We start from the raw sequence: 18,945 nt of genomic DNA, 5'->3' as shown, positions 1-18,945 counted from the left end.
AATAAGTCTTGAAAAAGAAGTATGAATATCATCCTATTATCACAGAAGCTTTAGCTAATTCTGAATTATCAGATTTATTTACTACTACAGCTTTCCAAGTACCCGCACATACCTTATCATCACTAAGAACACTTTGACTGTCAACAGTATAGTCTTCTGTTTCTTTAAATTTAGCAATAGGGAAAGATGTACTATAACAATCTGTATCTTTTGGAGCAAACCAAGTTAAATATACCGTGCCTTGAGGAGCTCCATTCCAATTAGTAACCATACGAGCATCTATCTCATGAGTAGCCGGCTTATACTTAAGTGTTAAGGAAGCTGTAGGAGTATCATAAGCTACAGCTTCACCATCTTGGTCCGGATTCTCTAAAGTATCATCTGGATTTACTGACACAGCATCATCATGACTATAAAGCTTATCTATAAAAGAATTATAAGTACTGCAACTTACCAAACCAATACTTACCAAACAAAATAACAATATTTTCTTCATCCCCACCTATCCACTATATGTTTTAAGTTTTAAGTTTAAATTTTACTTCTTATTTTAGTTTTACATTATATTACAACCACCATTGGATTAATAGACTTTACAAACTTTAAATTTTTCAAAACAATCATTTGACATAAAAAATTAGTTTTTGAAAAAATGATTATAAGGAAATATTTTTTAGAATGAAATAAATTAACTAATCGATAAAGTCTTTAATAAGTCTAACTTTTTATAAAGAAGTTACAATTAACACTAATTATATAGTAATAGAATCAGTAGCGATTACATGCTTGTCATAAACAACATTTGCTGTCCATGTACCTTTACAATACTTACCAGCTTGCTTAGTTTCTACAGATGCCCAAGTTTTATCATTTTTCTCACCGTATTTTGTAATAGGGAAACTAGTATCATAACAATTAGTGTCACTTGGAGCCTTCCATTGTAGCTTAACACTACCTTCTGGATTGTTATTATAATTTGTAACTATTATTGCTACAATTTTATCTTGTGAGCTCTGTTTTAAGCTTACTTTTGCAGTAGGAGCTGTACTTGATGAGCTTACGTCTGGAGCTTTAGCCTTATCTTGGCTACCAGTAGCACTTGGACTATCTGACCCAAGTGTAGAACAACCTGCTAACGCCATAACTGATAGAGAAAAAACTCCCAACTTAATTACTTTTTTCATAATGTTTCTCCTTTGAGTATTACACTTACAATTTACACATAACCAATTTAATTGTAACACTTATATTTTTAAAAAAAAATAGTTCTTTAAATAATTATACAGCTTACAATACGATTTTCATTAACAAGTAAGTTATAGGTTTTACAAGCAATATCACTAGCCATAAAATCAACACTTTTACCGACTTTAGCTAATTCGTTTATAACCTCTATAGGAGGTAAAACTTGTTTATTGCCTGTACCTAAAATTACAATCTCTGGATTAGTTTTAAGTATTAACTTTAAATGAGATTTCTTAATATCATTAATCGAAGTTATCTTTTCATCGTATTCTATCATCTTATTAGCGGATAAAATCAGTGGATAGTTATACTCACCTATATTAAGCTTAAAAAAGCCATTTATATATTCTTTGAAAAAAATTGGGGCTGTAATTTTATCTTCTTGTAAACTCATCATAAATAAAACCTTGATGTATGCTAAGATAGATCCTATATAAAATTATAGCACAGACTAATATTTAAAAACATTTTGAGGTAATTATGAATTCAATACTAAAACACTCTAGCTTGCCAGATTTAGCCAATTTTCAAGAGCATGAAGTAAAATCAGCTATAGATACTGCTATAGAACAAGCTCAAAATAATCTAAAAAATACTTTGAAAGCTAAAAATATAAGTTGGGAAACTCTCTTAAAACTAGAAGAAGACGATGAAAAAATCACCCAAGCCTTTTCAACCATTTCTCATATGAATGCTGTATGTAATACTAAAGAATTACGAGAAAGCTATGAATATGCTGTAACTAAACTTACAAACTTTTATACAAAAGTAGGACAAAATAAAGAATTACTAAGCTTTTATCAGAAAGTGCAAAATCAAGATTTAAATTCCGAGCAAGCACAAGCTGTACGTAAAGCTATTGTTGGTTTTGAGATGTCAGGAGTAAACCTTGAAGAAGCTAAAAGACAAAGACTACTAGAAATATCAGAAGAACTGGCCCAACTAGCTAGCAAATTTGAAAATAATGTTTTAGATGCTACTATGGATTGGGTTTACACTACTGATAACGATGAAGACTTAAGTGGATTACCAGAAACTACTATTCAAGTAGCTAAGGATAAAACTAAACAAAAAAGATTAAGCTCAAAATATGCTCTTGGCATAGATATCCCAACATATTTAGCGGTGATGCAACAAGCTGATAAGAGAGAGTTACGAGAAATATTCTATAAAGCATACTCGACAAAAGCCTCTAAAGAAGCTAGTAATATTAGCTTTGATAATGATGAAACTATTGAGAAAATTCTAAAATTACGTATCGAAAAATCACAAATTTTAGGTTTTAATAATTATGCTGAATATTCACTGTTTACAAAGATGGCTGAAACCCCAGAACAAGTTTTAGAACTTTTAAATAAACTTTTAGACAAATCAAAACTACAAGCAAAGAGAGAGCTAGAAGAGTTATGTACCTTCGCTAAAGAAAATGGTTTAAAAGATGAACTAAAACCTTGGGATACAGCATACTACGCTGAAAAACTTAAAAAAGCTAAATATGATTTCACAGCCGAAGAGCTAAGAGAATATTTCCCTCTAGAAAAGGTACAACTTGGTTTATTTAAAATCCTTAATTGTATATATGGTTTAGAGATAAAAGAAAATACTTCTTATAAAAAATATATCCCTGAACAACAAACTTTTGATTTTTTCAAAAACGATAAATATATAGGTAGTATAATTTGTGACTTATTTGCTAGAGATAATAAACGTGGTGGTGCTTGGATGGATAGCTCTCGCACAGCATTTATAAAATCTGACGGTAAAACACAAAATCCTGTTGCTTATGTAACTTGTAACTTTCTACCACCATCTAAACAAGGTGCTAATCTAACTCATAACGATGTTGTTACACTATTTCATGAATTTGGTCATGCTTTACATCATATTTTATCAAAAGTTAGTATTCCTTCAATATCTGGGACAAATGGTGTTGAATGGGATGCTGTAGAGCTTCCAAGCCAATTTATGGAAAACTTCTGCTGGTGCGAAGAAGGACTAAACTTAATCTCAGGCTCACGTGATGGTAAAAAGCTTTCTAAAGAGCAAATAAATAAACTAGTCGGAACACGACATTTTCATTCAGCATTAATGATGGTTAGACAGTTAGAGTTTGGTATTTTTGATATGAATATTCATTTTAAAAAGTTAACTAGTATAAATATGGTACAAACAGAGCTAGACGCTGTTCGTAAAAAAATAGACCTACTTCCAGTGCCAAACTACAATAAATTCCAAAATAGTTTTTCACACATTTTTGCTGGTGGGTATGCAGCTGGATACTATAGTTACAAATGGGCAGAAATCCTCTCTTCTGATGTCTTCTCTCGCTTTGAAAAAGAAGGTGTTTTAAGCGATAAAGTCGGACAAGAATTACTAGAGAATATTATTTCAAAAGGATCATCTCGTGATGCTATGGATAATTTTGTGGCATTTATGGGTAGAAAACCTAGTGAAGAGGCATTACTAAGGCATAGCGGAATTAACAATTAAGAAATTTAATCTTTAGTGTAGTGACCAGTTCGCTGATCTGTCAAAACCTAAATTTACTATCAAAGACAGCACAATGTGCTGTCACTACAAGTAACTACAAACATGAAAAAAACCACAAAAATTGGTAATAAAGCAGAATTAGAAGCTTGTAAATTTTTAAAGTCTCAAGGTCTGCAAATTTTAGTGCAAAACTTCAAAGTTTTGCCTTACGGTGAAATTGACATTATTGCATTAGACAAAAATACCCTCGTTTTTATTGAAGTCAAATATAGAGGCCCTACAACTTTTGCTAAAGCTGAAGAGATGATAACTTATTCTAAACAAAAAAAGCTTATAAACACTGCCAACATTTTTCTAAAGAGAAATTCAAAGTATGAAAATTATGAGTGCCGGTTTGATGTAATTGCTATAAATAATAATGACATTAACTGGGTAGAGAATGCTTTTATAGCATAATCTCAGAGATAAGCTTGCAACCTCGATACTTACTACTATCACTACTCCAAATTACTTTAATAACCTAATATTATTCAATTTTTAGCCATTCTATACAAATAAATTGAATAATAATATCTATTACATGAGTTATTGATTAATTTATGTTATACTTAACATTATTTAATAAAATATATATTAAATAACTTTAGTTAATCAAAACCATATAATTTGTTTAAAACTAAATTTAACTAAAAAATTGTTGATGAGCACTTGTTTTACTTTTAGGTTGCAACAGTGTCTTATAACTCAAACCAAAAAATAAGAATAAGGTATTAAAATGAAGGAGTATAAGAAGTATTATTCTAAATATAGAAATTTAAAGCAAATTAATATAGAACAAATAAAAAATGAATTAGATGAAAACTTCAAAATAGAACCTGGTTATAAAGCCACATTTGCTATTGGAGATTTACATGGCAATGCATTAAAAGCTATTAGATTTCTCATTGAAATCGGTGTTATAGATTTGCATCAACATGGTCTACAAAGTATATATGACAGGTTAAAGTCTGCTTATAACAGTAAAAATTATTATTCCTTTGAAAGAAATCTAGAGGAAATTCGATTTGATACCAGTCGCATTAAACAGATAAAATTAGTTTTTATTGGTGGTATTTTGGCTGATATAGGAAATTCCGACTATATGACTCTGCTAGTTTTCCAAAGAATGAAAGAATCTAAAATCGATTATACTATATGTCTCTCAAACCATGATGAGAAGTTTCTTGATTTACTAAACAAGAAAATAAAGCCTCAATTCCTGTATAAATCTTATGATTTAGATTCAATACTTCACTATGAAGATACATTCCTAGAGAATTATGCTACAGCTTACTTACCGCATTTAAAAGTTATGGAATATGAAACTATAGGAATCAAAGAAATAGTTTACTCTCATGCTCCCTGCAATCTTGAAACAATTAAGGAAATTACTTTTGCTCCAAAAGGAGCAAACCTACATGCTACGATAACTAAAATCAATAATTATTTCCATGACTTTGTCATTAATAGTAATCAATCATTTACCAGCATGTGGATACTGACTACTCATCTTCACAACTTCGTACGGGGTATAAAAAATACTAAGTTTCCTGATCATAATGTTATAAACGTTTTTGGTCATATAGGTAACAACGACACCAACAACCAAAATCAGGTAAATTTATATTCAAATTTTGGCAAAGATAATGATCCTCCTACAGGTGACTTAAAAATATACTCTGTTTACAAATATCAAACTTCTGAAAACTCCATTCACCACGATCTCTATGTTAAGGAAATGAATGAGCTATTTGACGATCTCTATGTTAAGGAAATGAATGAGCTATTTGACGATCTCTTTGAGCGTAGAGACGCAAGTAAAAGCTCTAGTAAGACCTCATTTAAAGCTGAAGCTAGTGACCAAAACTATGTTACTTGTAAAAAACGAAATAGCATTATAGATATTAAAGAAATTAGAATAAATATTTTGAGAATATTAGAAAAATACTTAAAAACCAACCCTAATAATACCTCAAAGTCTAGAAATATATGGTTATATCTTAAAGGTAAAAACCATATAGGTCGCCTAGAACAAGTTTATGACGCAATAGAAAAATCAACCAATATAAATGAAATGCGAAGCATTTTGCAACAGCAAAAGGACATATTTGAAACTGCAATGTCATATTCCAAAACCAAAGTAAAAGGTAGCATTTCTGAGCGTTGGAATAAGAACGAAGTTCATACCTGGGTAAAGAATATACCCAAAAATTTAAACAAATCAGAGTTTTATAAAACCATTGATAGTGCGCTTAAATATGTAAATATAAAGCTGCAGAAGGCCTCTGGTCCACGCTATAATTCACCTCGAGCTTCTTTTAATCATCTTGCTTCCCCCCACTTTAATAGCAATAGTAATTTTTTCACACCATTACGCAACGTTAATAATACTTGTTACATAAACTCATCTTTACAGCTATTAGACCATATAAATGAATCTCCTAACAACGTTTTCAATTTCCCATCTTTTTCTTCAAGAGATAGTTTAAATTCTTTAGTATCAGCTTTTTGGCTGCCTGAAGGCCAATTGTTAAATGAAAATTATTCACAGCAGGATGCTTATGATTTTTTATCTTCAATTATGAGTAACTCTGAATATAGAAATGTTTGTCTAAATAATTTTCAAATACTGTTTACTATAACAAAAAAACTTCACTGTACAAAACATAAAGAGATAGAAGAAACTAGAATAACAAATGATGAGATTTATATTTATGACCTAGATTTTATTAAAGATACACATTCGACTACACACTGTATATCAGATATGTTAGTTCGTCAACAAAGCCCACAAAAAAGTGATGTTCCACTAATTTGTTATAGTTGTCTAGCTGAGAAATATGGACAAAAAGAAAATTATACACTTCTAGAAGAAAATAATTATAAATTTCCAGGAGAGCACTCTACTAAAATTTCTAACAACCCTAATTTTTTTATTATAAGATTAAAAAGGTTTCAGTGGGATGGCTATAATAATTACTCAAAAAATATAAGTGAAATTGAAGTAGATATAAATTTAAATATTGCGAATAAGCAATATAAATTATTAGCCTATATTATTCATAAAGGAAAGACCTCTAAACAGGGACATTACTATTTAGTTTCACTCAAAAAATATCCGAAGGTGTATAAGATTAATGATGAAGAAGTAAAAATCTTAAAAGAAAATGAAGAAACAGAACTAAGAAAACAAGCATATATAATGCTGTATAAAAAGATATAAGTTAAGAATCACACAGTAAGCCAGAATCTGACTATATTACATACAGCTTAAAAGAACTTTAGCAAAACTGTGAGCATGCAATTTGCGCTACTACAAACAAGAAACTTTACGGTAGTTGTAGTTGTTTATAGACACGTGTCGTTACAATTCAATTATATCTACACTCTTCTTACTATGACCCAATTATTCCTCCACAAGCAATAGCAGTCCATTGCACTGAGGAAGAAACTTGCTCTGCGTTTCTAACGTAAGTTCCACCATACGACGCCGTGAACGTCACACCAGCTTCAAATTGTACTGAACCTGATTGGTCAACTAAATTTGAAAAATCTAATTTTTGACCACTTGATAAATCACGCATTGCTGAAGTAATATACTGCCCCTCCTCACATGTAAAAGTAATATTATTATTATCTACTGATATAGAACTAATTCCTGCTCTTTCATTACTTGGCAGGTTATTAAAGTCATTCACCATTTGAGTAGCGTTATAGTAAGTACTACTACTGTTTTTAGGAACCCTGTATGTAGCCGTAGAATAAAGTCCGACAAGTATAGATTTTGACTGATTTACATTAATCGTACGGCCATCACTTAGTTTAACAACACCTGATACACTTATTTGTTTAGCTCCAGGTGAACTAAATACGTAACCAGTTGGATTAGCTGTGTTTGAACAAGTATCGCTTTCACATGCTGTTAACCCAGCAGCTGTCATGTCTGCATCTGTAGCGTAATCTCCACCTGATATACTCCATGTTATATCAAACTGCGTGCCTTCAGTAGCCCCTACAGGTTCTGATTTTAGTACTCGATCAATATCTTTACCTAATACAGTTGTATATCTAAGTAAATCAACTTGATCTAAGGCTATACTACATGTTAGATCATTACAGCTTGTAACTATCTGATACTCACTTAGTTCTTCTTGTGTACCACAACTACTTAATAATGGAGCTGTTGTCAATATAGCTATCACACTTATTAATTTTTTATTCACAAATATCCACCTATTTTTATAGTTAAACCATGTATTTTTATTAAACTAATGTTTAAATATTATATATCAATAAAATTTACTATCAATACTTATTTTAATAAATATTAAATACTTAAGCATATTTGGTTGAAATATAAATTTAAATTATAACTAATGTAAAGTGGTTTTTGGAGACAAAATAAACCTTCCTTCGCTTTGGGGTGAATCATAGTTTTTTATAGTCAGATTGTAAATTATTTTTTGAGAATAGTAATACAATTTATCTTCGAAATAAGAATGGTGATTATGCTAAAAAAATAGAATAAGTGTTTTTAATTATGTCCAACTGTACACCTATCCTTATTATTCAAATCTTTAATAGTTTGGATGCCTGAAAAATTATTTTCTTGTAACACTCTTGCCACTTCTTCTGCTTGAGAGAATCCATGTTCTAAATATATTCTTCCTCCAGGTACTAAAAACTTTGATGCTTGAGTAACTATAATTTTTATATCAGCTAACCCCTCATCGCCAGCAAAAAGTGCTGATTTAGGTTCATAAGCTTTTACCTCAAAATCGATATTACTATCATCATGATCTATATAAGGTGGGTTTGAAACTATAATATCAAATTTTTCTAATCCTAAAGCTTGATACCAATTACTTTTAATAAATTTAACGTTATCAATACCATTTGCTACAGCATTTATTTGGGCAACCTCTAAAGCCTTTTCAGAAAAGTCCACAGCAATTATTTGACTATTTGATAGCTCATTAGCTAATGCCAAAGCTATTGCCCCCGTGCCTGTACCTAAATCTAATATTTTCAATTTAACATAAGACTTATAGTCAAGAGATACCGGGTCAGTGTCCGGAACGACTGTTTTATTAATATCATTCAAAATCGTTTCAATTAAAACTTCGGTATCTGCTCTAGGGATAAGAGTATCTTTGGTTACAAATAGTTTTTGTTTCCAAAAATATTTATAGCCTAATATATAGGCCAATGGCTCACCTTGGCTTAAACGTGAAATCTTTTGCTCAATTTCTTTAGCTTGTTGATCACCTAAAGTTTGCTCAGGGCACATATACAGATAAGTTTTATCTACACCTAAAACTTCGCAAACTATCGTCTGAATGTCAGATCTAGCTGTAGCAGTATCACTAAATTTAAACTTCGTTAAATTTGTTTTTATTAGATTAGAAATTGTTAGATTACTACTCATCTGACATAGTAGCTAAAAGATCAGCTTGATGCTCTAAAACCAATGGTTGAATCACACTATCTAAATAACCTTCCATGACTTCATCAAGTTTATACAGTGTAAGGTTAATACGATGATCAGTAATCCTTCCCTGAGGGTAGTTATAAGTTCTAATTCTCTCTGACCTATCACCGCTACCAACCAGATTTCTACGTGTATCTGACTGTTCTTTTTGTTGTTTATCTATCTCAGCTTGTAAAAGCTTAGATTTTAACATCGACATAGCAGCTGCACGGTTTTTATGTTGCGAACGCTGATCCTGGCACTCAACAACAACACCTGTTGGGATGTGTGTTATCCTAATTGCAGAGTCAGTTTTGTTAACATGCTGGCCTCCTGCTCCTGATGCTCTAAAAGTATCAACTTTTAAATCCGCCGGGTTAATGTCGATACCCTCAACCTCATCAACCTCTGGCATAACAGCTACAGTACATGCTGAAGTATGGATTCTACCTTGTGACTCAGTAGCCGGAACACGTTGCACTCTATGAGCCCCAGACTCAAATTTAAGCTGTGAGTACACACCTTCACCATTTATCTTTGTGATTATTTCTTTATAACCGCCATGCTCACCCTCACTAGCCGACACAACTTCTATTTTCCAGCCTTTTTGCTCAGCGTATTTAGAATACATTCTAAATAAATCTCCAGAGAATATAGAAGCTTCATCACCACCAGTACCTGCTCTTATTTCTAAAAATACGTTAGCATCATCATTAGGATCACGTGGCAACAGTAAGACCTGTAGTTCTTTCTCAAGCTCTATGATTTTAGTTTCAGCAAGTTTTAATTCCTCTTTTGCCATCTCAACCAAATCTTGATCCTTCTCATTTAACATCTCTTGTGCTGCTTGCTTATCTTCTTGTGCTTGAGAGTATTCTTTAAAAGCTTTAACAACTGGCTCTAAGTTAGAGTACTCTTTTGATAAATCTCTAAATTTGTTTTGGTTGGAAATAACACTGGCATCACTAAGTAACGCACTTACTTCCTCATGCCTTTCTACAAGGCTTTGTAATTTTGACTTTATAGAATCTTTCATTTATTTTTCCATGTTTAAACCAAACATTCGTTTCATACATACAAGACAATCTTTTCTACCTTCTTTCGATGCCTCTTTCATTCCCATAACTGGATAGTGTAAAACTTTTTTCTTAATCTCATATGCAAATCTTTTTATTATCTCTTCAGCATCTTTACCATTTCTAATTTTAGATAAACTTCTTTCTAGTGACATATCTACCATATCATCAGCTTTATCAAAGAGTTCTTTAATTGCTGTGTTAGATATAATAGCTTTTTCCTTTTCTAAATACTCCTCCAAAGATTTAACTATAATCTTCTGAGCCCTTGTGCTTTCAAGCTTACGCTTATCTTTACCTTCTTCCATGACTGCATGTATATCATCAACACAATAATATACATTTTGTCCAATACTTTCGACACTAGGATCTATAGCTCTAGGGATTGATATATCGACAAAAACTCTTGGTTTAAAATCTAAATATACTGGTGTAACAATATAGTCTTTTACAGTAACTGCAGCAATGACTATATCAGCTTCTTTAAGCAACTCTGGCAACTGATCTAAAGTATACGCTGTAGCATTAGCAAAGGTTCTGGTGATCTTTTGTGCTTTGTCCAAACTTCTATTAGCAAGCATAATATATTTTGGAGCTAAAGCTGTAACATGTCTAAATAAGAGTTCTCCTGTTTGACCTGCTCCTATAATCAAAACATTTTTGGTTGAAATATTATCTAGTTGTTTTTTAGCCAAAGAAATAGCTGAAAAAGCTACTGAAACTGGACAATGCCCAATTCTTGTTTCACTACGAACTTTTTTAGCTGTAGCAAAAACTTTTTGAAACACTCTATCTAACTCTTTGCCTAAAGCACGATTTTGTTTACTCTGCGTATAAGAGTCTTTAACCTGTCCTAATATTTGTGGCTCGCCTAAAACCATCGATTCTAAGCCACAAGCAAGCTTCATTAGGTGTCTTATAACTTCTGTACCTTGTCTTAGTTTAAAGTAATCTTTAAGAGAGTACTTTGAATCTCTGACATGATTTTGCCACCATACCAAAATAGCATCGACAACTTTTAAATTAGATATTTCAAGATAAATTTCTGTACGGTTACATGTTGATAAAATAACAGCGTAACAAACATCATCTATAGCAAGTATGGAGCTGTATAACTCTCTTACATCATACCCAGATAGTGAAAACTCACTACGCACATCTATGGGAGATTTTTTATAATCAATCGCTAAAGATATTAATGCCATACTTATTTTTAAAATTTTCTAAAATAATTTAATCAATTGGAAAAACACTCCCTATTCTAACACAAAATACCTTGACATTATACGCTATTCTTTTTATTAGGGGCATTAAGGAACTAACAACAAGCTTGTTTTTATGATAAGATATTGTAAGTTTACTAATTTATAAGAAGTTAAACTAATGAAGATTAAAAATCTATCTAAAAAACAAGCTCAAGCTTTATACACTATTGCTGGGGTGATTATTGTTGCTATTATTTGTATTACGATATTTCAGTTTTATAGTTCTGGGGATAACCAGAAAATGCTTGAAGCCTCCGAAAGCTACCAAAAAGCACTTATAACAAGCGAAAATCCAGACAATCCTATAGACACTAAAATAGCTAGTTTTGAAAGTGTAGCAAACACTTACCCAACTACAAGTTTTGGTATATTTGCAAGTTGGAATATAGCAAATATATATATTACATCAACTAAATTAAATCCTAAAAAAGAGATTAGTGCTACTGATTATAAAAATGCTATCGACGCTCTACTAAAAAGTTCTAATGCTAACCCTAAAGACAGTTTAACAGATATTACAAAAACCAGATTAGCTAAACTTTACATAGAAACCAACCAATCAGATGAAGCTATTGAAACTCTTAATAGTTTAAAATATTTACAAAATAATGCTTATCCTCTTATGTTATTAGGTCAAGCATATAAGCAAAAGGGTAATACAACAAAAGCTATTGAGATTTGGCAAAAAGCTACTCAAGACCCTAATACCACACCAGAGTTTAAACAAATAATCACTCAATTTATAAATAATTCAAACTAACTATGAATAGGTTATTAAATATTAACTACTTTATTATTCTTTTAATATTGACTATCTTGATTACTAGCTGCTCAAAAAGTAATGTACCCCCACCCACACCTTTAGAAGAAAAGCCTCCTCAACAAACCCATATAAAAGTAAAATGGCAAACAAAAACAGGTAATGGTAATGGTGGCATGGGCAACTATGATCTTGCACCAACATATACTAACGAATCAATATTTGTCCCTAATGAAAATGGACTAGTGTATGCTCTAAATATTAAAAATGGTGAAATAATTTGGCAAAAAGATATTGATATGAGCTTATCAGCTCAACCAAATGATATAGCCAACGCTGTAATATTGGGCTCAATAAAAGGCGACTTAATCGCTCTTGATACAAAAGACGGTTCAACATTATGGCATACGCAAATGCCAAGTAGTCTATTATCTCAACCAACCATCTATGACAGTATTATATATACTTACACGCATGATGGTTCTGTGTCTGCATTTGATGCAAAAGATGGTGAAAAAAAGTGGAGTGCTCTTAACAATATTCCAGAAATCACCTTGCCAACCAACTCTTCACCTATAGTTCTTAATAACACTGTTATGATTGGCTCGGCTTTTGGTACTGTTCTTGGTTTTACGACCGAAGAAGGAGATAGAACTATTAATATTCCTATTGCTATAGCTCATGGTTCTTCACCTGCAGACAAAATGGTCGATATAACTGCTAATCCTATGCTATATGGTGACTACCTGATATTTGCCTCGTATCAAGGAGCAATAGTAGCCCTAGATAAAGATAATGGTAAAATGCTATGGGCAAAAAAATCTTCTGTAATTAATAACATGGCTATTAATGATGGAATAATTTTTACCAGCCAAGATGACAGCTCACTAAAAGCTTTTGACACCCAAAATGGTGACACAGTATGGACCCAAGACATACTTAAATGGCGTAAAATCACTGGACCAGTGTATTACAAAGGCTTAATTGTTGTAGCAGATTATCAAGGGTACCTACACTTCTTTAACTCTCTAAATGGTGAATACTTAGGTAGGCTTAAATTAACTCCTGAAAGTAAAATTTTTGACTACGGTATTTCTAGTCAGCTAATTCCAACTGAAGAAGGTATTATCGTACAAACTGAAGATGGAACTATATATCTAGTAGACGCTTATAGTGATAAAGTTATATATGATAGTATACTTAGTGATTACAAAGTTGATAGAGGTACACAGATCAAGCAAATTTACCCAGTAAAAACTAAAGAGCTTACTGAAAACAATAATATTGATAAAAATAAACCTCAAACAAAAGGTTTAAAAATTAATGTAATAATCGGTGATTTTAGCAAAAATAAGCAGGGGTAAATGTATAAAATAACAAAACCATCTTTACTCATACTTATTTTAATGGTCTCATTAGGACCATTTGGCGATACTATCTACGCTCCTGTGTTACCTGAGCTAAAAAAAATTCTTGCTACTGACTATTCACATGTGCAACTTACTATAACCTCATATCTACTAGGCTATTCTATTAGCCAAATATTATATGGACCTTTATCTGATAGATATGGTCGTAAACCCTTAATTCTCACCGGAGCTGTTTTTTTTATATTCAGCTCTATAATATGCATATTTGTTGATAGTGTAGAAAATTTAATCTATGCAAGGTTACTACAAGGCTTTGGCGCTGCTGCTGGTGGAGTAATAGCTACCGTTGCTGTAAAGGATGCTTTTGAACTAAAAGAGCAAGGATCTATATTTGCCATCATGAATATTGCTTTCGTTTTGGCACCTGCTGTTGGGGCAATACTAGGGGTATTCCTGACACCGGTACTAATCTTTTGGATACTCCTTGTAGCATCTAGCTTTTTGTTTATAAATGTTACTTTATTTTTCCCTGAGACTATAAGAAAAAAAAATATTGAAGCCTTAAAACCAAAATATCTAATTATAAACTACTTATCCCTTTTTAAAGATCATCAATTTTTCTTCGCAACATTTGTGCTAGGTATTAACATTAGTGTAATTTATGCTTGCCTTATAGAAGCTCCTGATATTTTTTTAAACATTCTTAAGCTTGATAAATTTAGCTTCTTATATTTACTTACATTAATAGTTGTAGCAGTGGTTTCTGGCTCACTTGTATGTGCTAAGATAAGCCGCATAATAGCTTACAAATATTTAGTCAACTTCGGCATGCTTTGTACACTTATCTCTGGAATTTTATGTGTTTATGCATTTAGAGAATTAACTGACATGGAGCTTTCATTAGCTTTAACAGCGATACTGTCATTAACATTTACTGGAGTTTCTTTTAGTGTGCCACTACTGACTCCTATAGCTTTAGAAAACTTCTCTTCAACAGCAGGTGCGGCATCATCAATTATGGGGTTTATGCAAATGGGGATAGCCTCCATAACTACAGCCATTATGAGTCAAATTGGCTTAGGAAGTGAGTTCGTTTTATCGTTTGCATTCATAATATTACCTACTATTGGACTTGCTATATTTTTGCCTTATAGTTGTTATTTCTTAAAAAGATAATTATACATAAAATACTTGAAGATGCAGGATTTATATCAAAGTATTTTTGTATGAGTTTAGTGCTATGGATTGCAGATAATGGGGCTGTTGCAAGCTGAGATTAGATGGGTGGTAACAAGGCAAAAATATTCGAAAAAGCGCAGTTTACATGTAGTAAATGAGCATTTTGAGAATATTTTTAACACAGTTAGAAACATATAATTTTAGTTTGCAACACTCCCCTAATAGTTAGCTATTATCAAAATTTAAAGTACTAAAATCATCAATAAAGACAAAAATAGAAAACTGTATTTTCAAGTATTTTATGTATACTATGTGTATTAGTTAATTTTTAGAACATATACTTTAAATAACATTATGCAAAACTATAATGCTAAATCCATAGAAGTGCTGACTGGTCTTGATCCTGTTAAAAAAAGACCAGGTATGTACACAAATACAGAAAACCCAAATCACCTTGTTCAAGAAATCGTGGATAATAGTATCGATGAGGTGCTTGCCGGTTTTGCGGATAATATCCAGGTGACTATTTATAGTGATAACAGTGTCGAAATTATTGACAATGGTCGTGGTATGCCTGTGGACATACACCCTGAACATAAAATATCAGGGATTGAACTTATTATGACAAAACTTCATTCCGGTGGTAAGTTTAATAATAAAAACTATACTCATTCTGGTGGCTTGCATGGTGTAGGGGTTTCTGTAGTTAATGCTTTATCAAACCGTCTAGAAGCAGAAATAAAAAGAGATGGTAAAATTTATAGTATCACCTTTGAAGATGGTTTTAAGGTAAAAGACCTCGAAGTTATAGGTTCCGTTGGTAAAAAAAATACTGGTACAAAAGTCAGATTTTGGCCTAATAAAAAGTACTTCGATGACACTAAGGTTAATTTAAAAGCACTAAAGAACTTACTTGAAGCCAAAGCTATACTTTGTAAAGGTCTTACTATTAAATACTCTAATGAGCAAAAAAAAGAAGATTATACTTGGCATTTCAATACAGGATTAAAAGGTTACTTAGATCATAAGCTTGGTACAGATACCTTACCTTTAGAACCATTTTTTATAGATAATTTTTCAAATAGTGAGTCTTACATAGATGCTGTTTTTTGCTGGTGTGACTCTCCCATAGAATATATAAAAAATAGTTATGTAAATCTAATTCCAACCCCACAAGATGGTACTCACGTTGCAGGATTAAAAAATGGCATATACGATGCTATTAAAACTTATATAGAAAAGAATTCTTTAAGTCTAAAAAATGTAAAAATAACTGCTAACGATTCTTTTGCTCAACTAAACTATGTAATATCTGTAAAAATTCCAAATCCTCAATTCTCTGGACAAACAAAAGAAAAGCTATCAAACAAAGATGTAACCTCTTTTGTAGCAACCACAGTAAGAGACCTACTTACAATTTGGCTTAATCAACATCCAAATGAAGCGCGCGAAATAGTCGAAAATATTAACAAAATTGCCCAAAAAAGGATTAATGCTGATAAAAAAACGGCTCGTAAGCGCATTATGAATACTTCTATTCGTTTACCAGGCAAACTTACTGATTGTATTAGCTCAGATATAAACTCCACAGAACTTTTTATAGTTGAGGGAGATTCAGCAGGTGGCTCAGCAAAACAAGCTCGTGATAAAAACTTTCAAGCTGTAATGCCTCTTAAGGGGAAAATCCTAAATAGCTGGGAACTAGATGCCGATACAATTATGAACTCGCAAGAAGTCCATAATATAGCTACAGCTATTGGTGTTGAACCTGATAGTGAGGATATTTCTGGGCTAAGATACAATAAAATTTGTATCCTTGCTGATGCTGATTCTGATGGTTTACATATTGCTACTTTATTATGTGCAATGTTTCTAAAACATTTTAGAAAGCTCATAGAAAATGGTCATATATATATTGCTCAACCTCCTCTATTTAGGGTAGATATTGGTAAAAATACTTTTTATGCCTTAGATGAAATTGAAAGAGACTCCATACTTTCTCAGCATGCTAAAACTAATAATAAAGTAAATATAATGCGCTTTAAAGGTCTAGGAGAGATGAATCCTATTCAGTTAAGGGAATCCACAATGGATGTATCTTCAAGAAGACTAATACAGCTTACAATTTCAGATACACACAAAGACAGTGAGACCCTAGATATGCTTCTAGCAAAAAAAAGAGCTAAAGACCGCCGTGACTGGCTAGAAAGTTATGGTGATAAAGCTATTATTGAGTAAAAGGAAAAAGATATGAAAACTTTATGGAAACTTTTAAATGAAAAATTAACCATCGTCATTATAACTTTGCTAGGTATTTTATGTATAATCAATTCAACCATCAGTAAATATCAAAAAGCCCAAGTCACTCAGGGGCTGATTAATACTATTGAGTGGCAGTTTGGCTCTTTTGACAGTACCATAGGCTACATTGAAACATATACTCAAAAAACAAAAGACTGTAAAAATAATGACCAAAAAATTTGCGATGATGCAGAAATAAATAATTACAAACAGTTTGCAATGTCTGATTTTAATTATTCTGTTAGAAGCTTAGAAAATACTATAGTTAAATATAAGCAGCTATATGAACTACTAGGAAAGAAACAGAAGTTCCATTTTCTTACAAACCAATATGATAAAAATAAAGCTGTTATAGCAAAAATATCTGACTACAAAGATTTGGTAGAAAATCTCGATCTCATAAAAGAAATTAGTAAACAAAACTCTGACACAATTGCTAATCTTTATCAAAATGCTATGGAATACTATTATTCTAACTTGTAAAACTGTTAGCATTTAAATAGTACATTTAAAAAACTACTTTGCTCCAATTAAAACATCTACCAGGATCGGTTTTTCGTTGTGGCGCTATATCCTGATGCCCTACTATATCCTTCAAAGTTGGATAGCTTTCTTTCAAATTTTTCAACAAAAAGTTTAAAGAGGTATATTGTTCTGTTGTGTATGCTGACTTATCCGTACCTTGTAGCTCTATACCTATAGAAAAATCATTACAATTTTCTCTACCATTATAACTACTAACCCCTGCATGCCAAGCTCTATCATTCACAGCAACAAACTGGAAAATTTCACCCTCTCGCTTAATATAAAAATGAGCAGAAACTTTTATATCTCTTAGACTTTCAAAACTAACATCTACACTACAGTCTAAAGTATTTGTAAATAGTTTCTCAACGTTAGAATTATCGTACTGACCTTCTGGCAAACTTATACAATGCACAACGACCAAATCAACTTCAACATTAGTTGGGCGTTGGTTAAAATTTTCACTTAAAATTTGTGTTGCTTTTGTATACCAACCTTGTTCAAACATCTTAGGCTTTATTTATAACATATGGTAATATTACAACTCTATCAGTTAACCGAATGATTTTAAATAAACAGCATGAAATATTTAGATTTAAAACTTATAAAAATTACTGGATTATACGGAATTCTTACTTTAGTGTTAGCTACCTTAAGTTATAATTTTCTTGATATGAAAATCCTTAATCTAATACATACCAATGATTTTTTTGGGGCAGAAATCAGTAGTGTTGCGACTATGTTTTCAAAAATATTCTCTACAAAGGTATGGTCAATTATAGCTATTTTAGCAACAATACTTTGTATCTTTAAATACATAAAATCAGAAGAGCCTTCTACTAAAATTTACACCCTCTCTCTTTCATTAATACTAGCTATTATTATAGCTAGCATCGTAAAAGTTATACTAGCAAGATATAGACCAGAAATGCTTATTTTAGATAATAAATATGGCTTTCATTTTTTCTCTTTAAAGAAAATGTTCAACTCAATGCCGTCAGGACACACAACATTATCATTTGCAGGGCTTTTAGCGTTTGCCAATTTTTTTAATAAGAAATATATTACTGCTATAGCTATATTAATAGCTAGCCTTGTAGCTGTTAGTAGAATAATTATATTAGATCACTATATATCTGATGTGCTTGTAGCTGCATACATAGGAATATTCTCTTACTTATGGGCAAAAACTTTTGTAGAAGCACAGACAACAAAAAATTAGTTT

At 31.7% G+C, this 18,945-nt stretch carries 17 protein-coding genes; 9 read left to right on the top strand and 8 right to left on the bottom strand.

Going from position 1 to position 18,945, the window contains the following annotated elements:
• Positions 1 to 28: 28 nt before the first annotated feature.
• From E4K63_RS01450 to E4K63_RS01440, 3 genes are all read right to left on the bottom strand, one after another.
• Positions 29 to 496 (bottom strand): TUL4 family lipoprotein, encoded by a 468-nt coding sequence (locus E4K63_RS01450; RefSeq protein WP_133942190.1) that lies wholly within the window; start codon positions 494 to 496, stop codon positions 29 to 31.
• A 256-nt stretch (positions 497 to 752) separates the two neighbouring features.
• Entirely contained in the window at positions 753 to 1,184 is a 432-nt protein-coding gene (locus E4K63_RS01445; RefSeq protein WP_133942189.1) for a TUL4 family lipoprotein, read from the bottom strand.
• Positions 1,185 to 1,270: 86 nt separating this feature from the next.
• Positions 1,271 to 1,642 (bottom strand): Mth938-like domain-containing protein, encoded by a 372-nt coding sequence (locus E4K63_RS01440; RefSeq protein ID WP_133942188.1) that lies wholly within the window; start codon positions 1,640 to 1,642, stop codon positions 1,271 to 1,273.
• An 83-nt stretch (positions 1,643 to 1,725) separates the two neighbouring features.
• Here E4K63_RS01440 and E4K63_RS01435 point away from each other — a divergent pair, with 83 nt between their 5' ends.
• From E4K63_RS01435 to E4K63_RS01425, 3 genes are all read left to right on the top strand, one after another.
• Positions 1,726 to 3,735, top strand: coding sequence for a M3 family metallopeptidase (locus E4K63_RS01435; protein WP_133942187.1), 2,010 nt, complete (start codon positions 1,726 to 1,728; stop codon positions 3,733 to 3,735).
• A gap of 102 nt (positions 3,736 to 3,837) precedes the next feature.
• The gene (locus tag E4K63_RS01430) at positions 3,838 to 4,191 is read left to right on the top strand and encodes a YraN family protein (RefSeq protein WP_133942186.1); all 354 of its coding nucleotides are present in this window, start codon (positions 3,838 to 3,840) and stop codon (positions 4,189 to 4,191) included.
• Between the two features lie 319 nt (positions 4,192 to 4,510).
• The gene (locus E4K63_RS01425; protein WP_133942185.1) at positions 4,511 to 6,997 is read left to right on the top strand and encodes a ubiquitin carboxyl-terminal hydrolase; all 2,487 of its coding nucleotides are present in this window, start codon (positions 4,511 to 4,513) and stop codon (positions 6,995 to 6,997) included.
• A gap of 172 nt (positions 6,998 to 7,169) precedes the next feature.
• Here the strand turns inward: E4K63_RS01425 and E4K63_RS01420 are convergent, their stop codons facing one another.
• The 4 genes from E4K63_RS01420 to E4K63_RS01405 form a co-directional block, all read right to left on the bottom strand.
• Positions 7,170 to 7,997, bottom strand: a complete 828-nt coding sequence (locus tag E4K63_RS01420) for a DUF3281 family protein (protein ID WP_166666904.1) — start codon at positions 7,995 to 7,997, stop codon at positions 7,170 to 7,172.
• Between the two features lie 311 nt (positions 7,998 to 8,308).
• Positions 8,309 to 9,202, bottom strand: coding sequence for a peptide chain release factor N(5)-glutamine methyltransferase (prmC, locus tag E4K63_RS01415; protein WP_133942183.1), 894 nt, complete (start codon positions 9,200 to 9,202; stop codon positions 8,309 to 8,311).
• Positions 9,195 to 10,280 (bottom strand): peptide chain release factor 1, encoded by a 1,086-nt coding sequence (prfA, locus tag E4K63_RS01410; protein WP_133942182.1) that lies wholly within the window; start codon positions 10,278 to 10,280, stop codon positions 9,195 to 9,197. The genes prmC and prfA overlap by 8 nt, the downstream gene beginning before the upstream one ends.
• The gene (locus E4K63_RS01405) at positions 10,281 to 11,525 is read right to left on the bottom strand and encodes a glutamyl-tRNA reductase (RefSeq protein ID WP_133942181.1); all 1,245 of its coding nucleotides are present in this window, start codon (positions 11,523 to 11,525) and stop codon (positions 10,281 to 10,283) included. It lies immediately after the preceding gene.
• A 184-nt stretch (positions 11,526 to 11,709) separates the two neighbouring features.
• Between E4K63_RS01405 and E4K63_RS01400 the strand changes: the two genes are divergently transcribed.
• The 5 genes from E4K63_RS01400 to E4K63_RS01380 all read left to right on the top strand — a co-directional run bounded on the left by E4K63_RS01400 (position 11,710) and on the right by E4K63_RS01380 (position 17,678).
• Entirely contained in the window at positions 11,710 to 12,345 is a 636-nt protein-coding gene (locus tag E4K63_RS01400) for a tetratricopeptide repeat protein (RefSeq protein ID WP_133942192.1), read from the top strand.
• 2 nt (positions 12,346 to 12,347) lie between these two features.
• Positions 12,348 to 13,709, top strand: coding sequence for an outer membrane protein assembly factor BamB (bamB, locus tag E4K63_RS01395; protein ID WP_133942180.1), 1,362 nt, complete (start codon positions 12,348 to 12,350; stop codon positions 13,707 to 13,709).
• Positions 13,710 to 14,891: a multidrug effflux MFS transporter gene (locus E4K63_RS01390; RefSeq protein ID WP_133942179.1), complete on the top strand. Its 1,182-nt coding sequence runs from the start codon at positions 13,710 to 13,712 to the stop codon at positions 14,889 to 14,891.
• Between the two features lie 357 nt (positions 14,892 to 15,248).
• On the top strand, positions 15,249 to 17,132 hold the full coding sequence (parE, locus tag E4K63_RS01385) for a DNA topoisomerase IV subunit B (protein WP_133942178.1): 1,884 nt from the start codon (positions 15,249 to 15,251) through the stop codon (positions 17,130 to 17,132).
• A gap of 12 nt (positions 17,133 to 17,144) precedes the next feature.
• Positions 17,145 to 17,678, top strand: a complete 534-nt coding sequence (locus tag E4K63_RS01380; protein WP_133942177.1) for a hypothetical protein — start codon at positions 17,145 to 17,147, stop codon at positions 17,676 to 17,678.
• Positions 17,679 to 17,703: 25 nt separating this feature from the next.
• Here the strand turns inward: E4K63_RS01380 and ampD are convergent, their stop codons facing one another.
• A complete protein-coding gene (gene ampD / locus E4K63_RS01375) occupies positions 17,704 to 18,228 on the bottom strand; it encodes a 1,6-anhydro-N-acetylmuramyl-L-alanine amidase AmpD (protein WP_133942176.1) in 525 nt (174 codons plus the stop codon).
• A gap of 72 nt (positions 18,229 to 18,300) precedes the next feature.
• Here ampD and E4K63_RS01370 point away from each other — a divergent pair, with 72 nt between their 5' ends.
• Complete coding sequence (locus tag E4K63_RS01370; RefSeq protein WP_133942175.1) at positions 18,301 to 18,942, top strand: phosphatase PAP2 family protein; 642 nt, start codon at positions 18,301 to 18,303, stop codon at positions 18,940 to 18,942.
• Positions 18,943 to 18,945 lie beyond the last annotated feature (3 nt).

This window comes from Allofrancisella inopinata, assembly GCF_012222965.1.
In the GTDB taxonomy this organism is placed as follows: domain Bacteria; phylum Pseudomonadota; class Gammaproteobacteria; order Francisellales; family Francisellaceae; genus Francisella; species Francisella inopinata.
The sequence above is the reverse complement of the archived record's forward strand: the minus strand, read 5'-3'. Positions and strand labels throughout refer to the sequence as shown.

Excerpts from the sequence above, each read along its gene's own strand:
- E4K63_RS01450 (WP_133942190.1), bottom strand. The coding sequence starts at position 496 with ATGAAGAAAATATTGTTATTTTGTTTGGTAAGTATTGGTTTGGTAAGT.
- E4K63_RS01445 (WP_133942189.1), bottom strand. The coding sequence starts at position 1,184 with ATGAAAAAAGTAATTAAGTTGGGAGTTTTTTCTCTATCAGTTATGGCG.
- E4K63_RS01440 (WP_133942188.1), bottom strand. The coding sequence starts at position 1,642 with ATGATGAGTTTACAAGAAGATAAAATTACAGCCCCAATTTTTTTCAAA.
- E4K63_RS01435 (WP_133942187.1), top strand. The coding sequence starts at position 1,726 with ATGAATTCAATACTAAAACACTCTAGCTTGCCAGATTTAGCCAATTTT.
- E4K63_RS01430 (WP_133942186.1), top strand. The coding sequence starts at position 3,838 with ATGAAAAAAACCACAAAAATTGGTAATAAAGCAGAATTAGAAGCTTGT.
- E4K63_RS01425 (WP_133942185.1), top strand. The coding sequence starts at position 4,511 with ATGAAGGAGTATAAGAAGTATTATTCTAAATATAGAAATTTAAAGCAA.
- prmC (WP_133942183.1), bottom strand. The coding sequence starts at position 9,202 with ATGAGTAGTAATCTAACAATTTCTAATCTAATAAAAACAAATTTAACG.
- prfA (WP_133942182.1), bottom strand. The coding sequence starts at position 10,280 with ATGAAAGATTCTATAAAGTCAAAATTACAAAGCCTTGTAGAAAGGCAT.
- E4K63_RS01405 (WP_133942181.1), bottom strand. The coding sequence starts at position 11,525 with ATGGCATTAATATCTTTAGCGATTGATTATAAAAAATCTCCCATAGAT.
- bamB (WP_133942180.1), top strand. The coding sequence starts at position 12,348 with ATGAATAGGTTATTAAATATTAACTACTTTATTATTCTTTTAATATTG.
- E4K63_RS01390 (WP_133942179.1), top strand. The coding sequence starts at position 13,710 with ATGTATAAAATAACAAAACCATCTTTACTCATACTTATTTTAATGGTC.
- parE (WP_133942178.1), top strand. The coding sequence starts at position 15,249 with ATGCAAAACTATAATGCTAAATCCATAGAAGTGCTGACTGGTCTTGAT.
- E4K63_RS01380 (WP_133942177.1), top strand. The coding sequence starts at position 17,145 with ATGAAAACTTTATGGAAACTTTTAAATGAAAAATTAACCATCGTCATT.
- ampD (WP_133942176.1), bottom strand. The coding sequence starts at position 18,228 with ATGTTTGAACAAGGTTGGTATACAAAAGCAACACAAATTTTAAGTGAA.
- E4K63_RS01370 (WP_133942175.1), top strand. The coding sequence starts at position 18,301 with ATGAAATATTTAGATTTAAAACTTATAAAAATTACTGGATTATACGGA.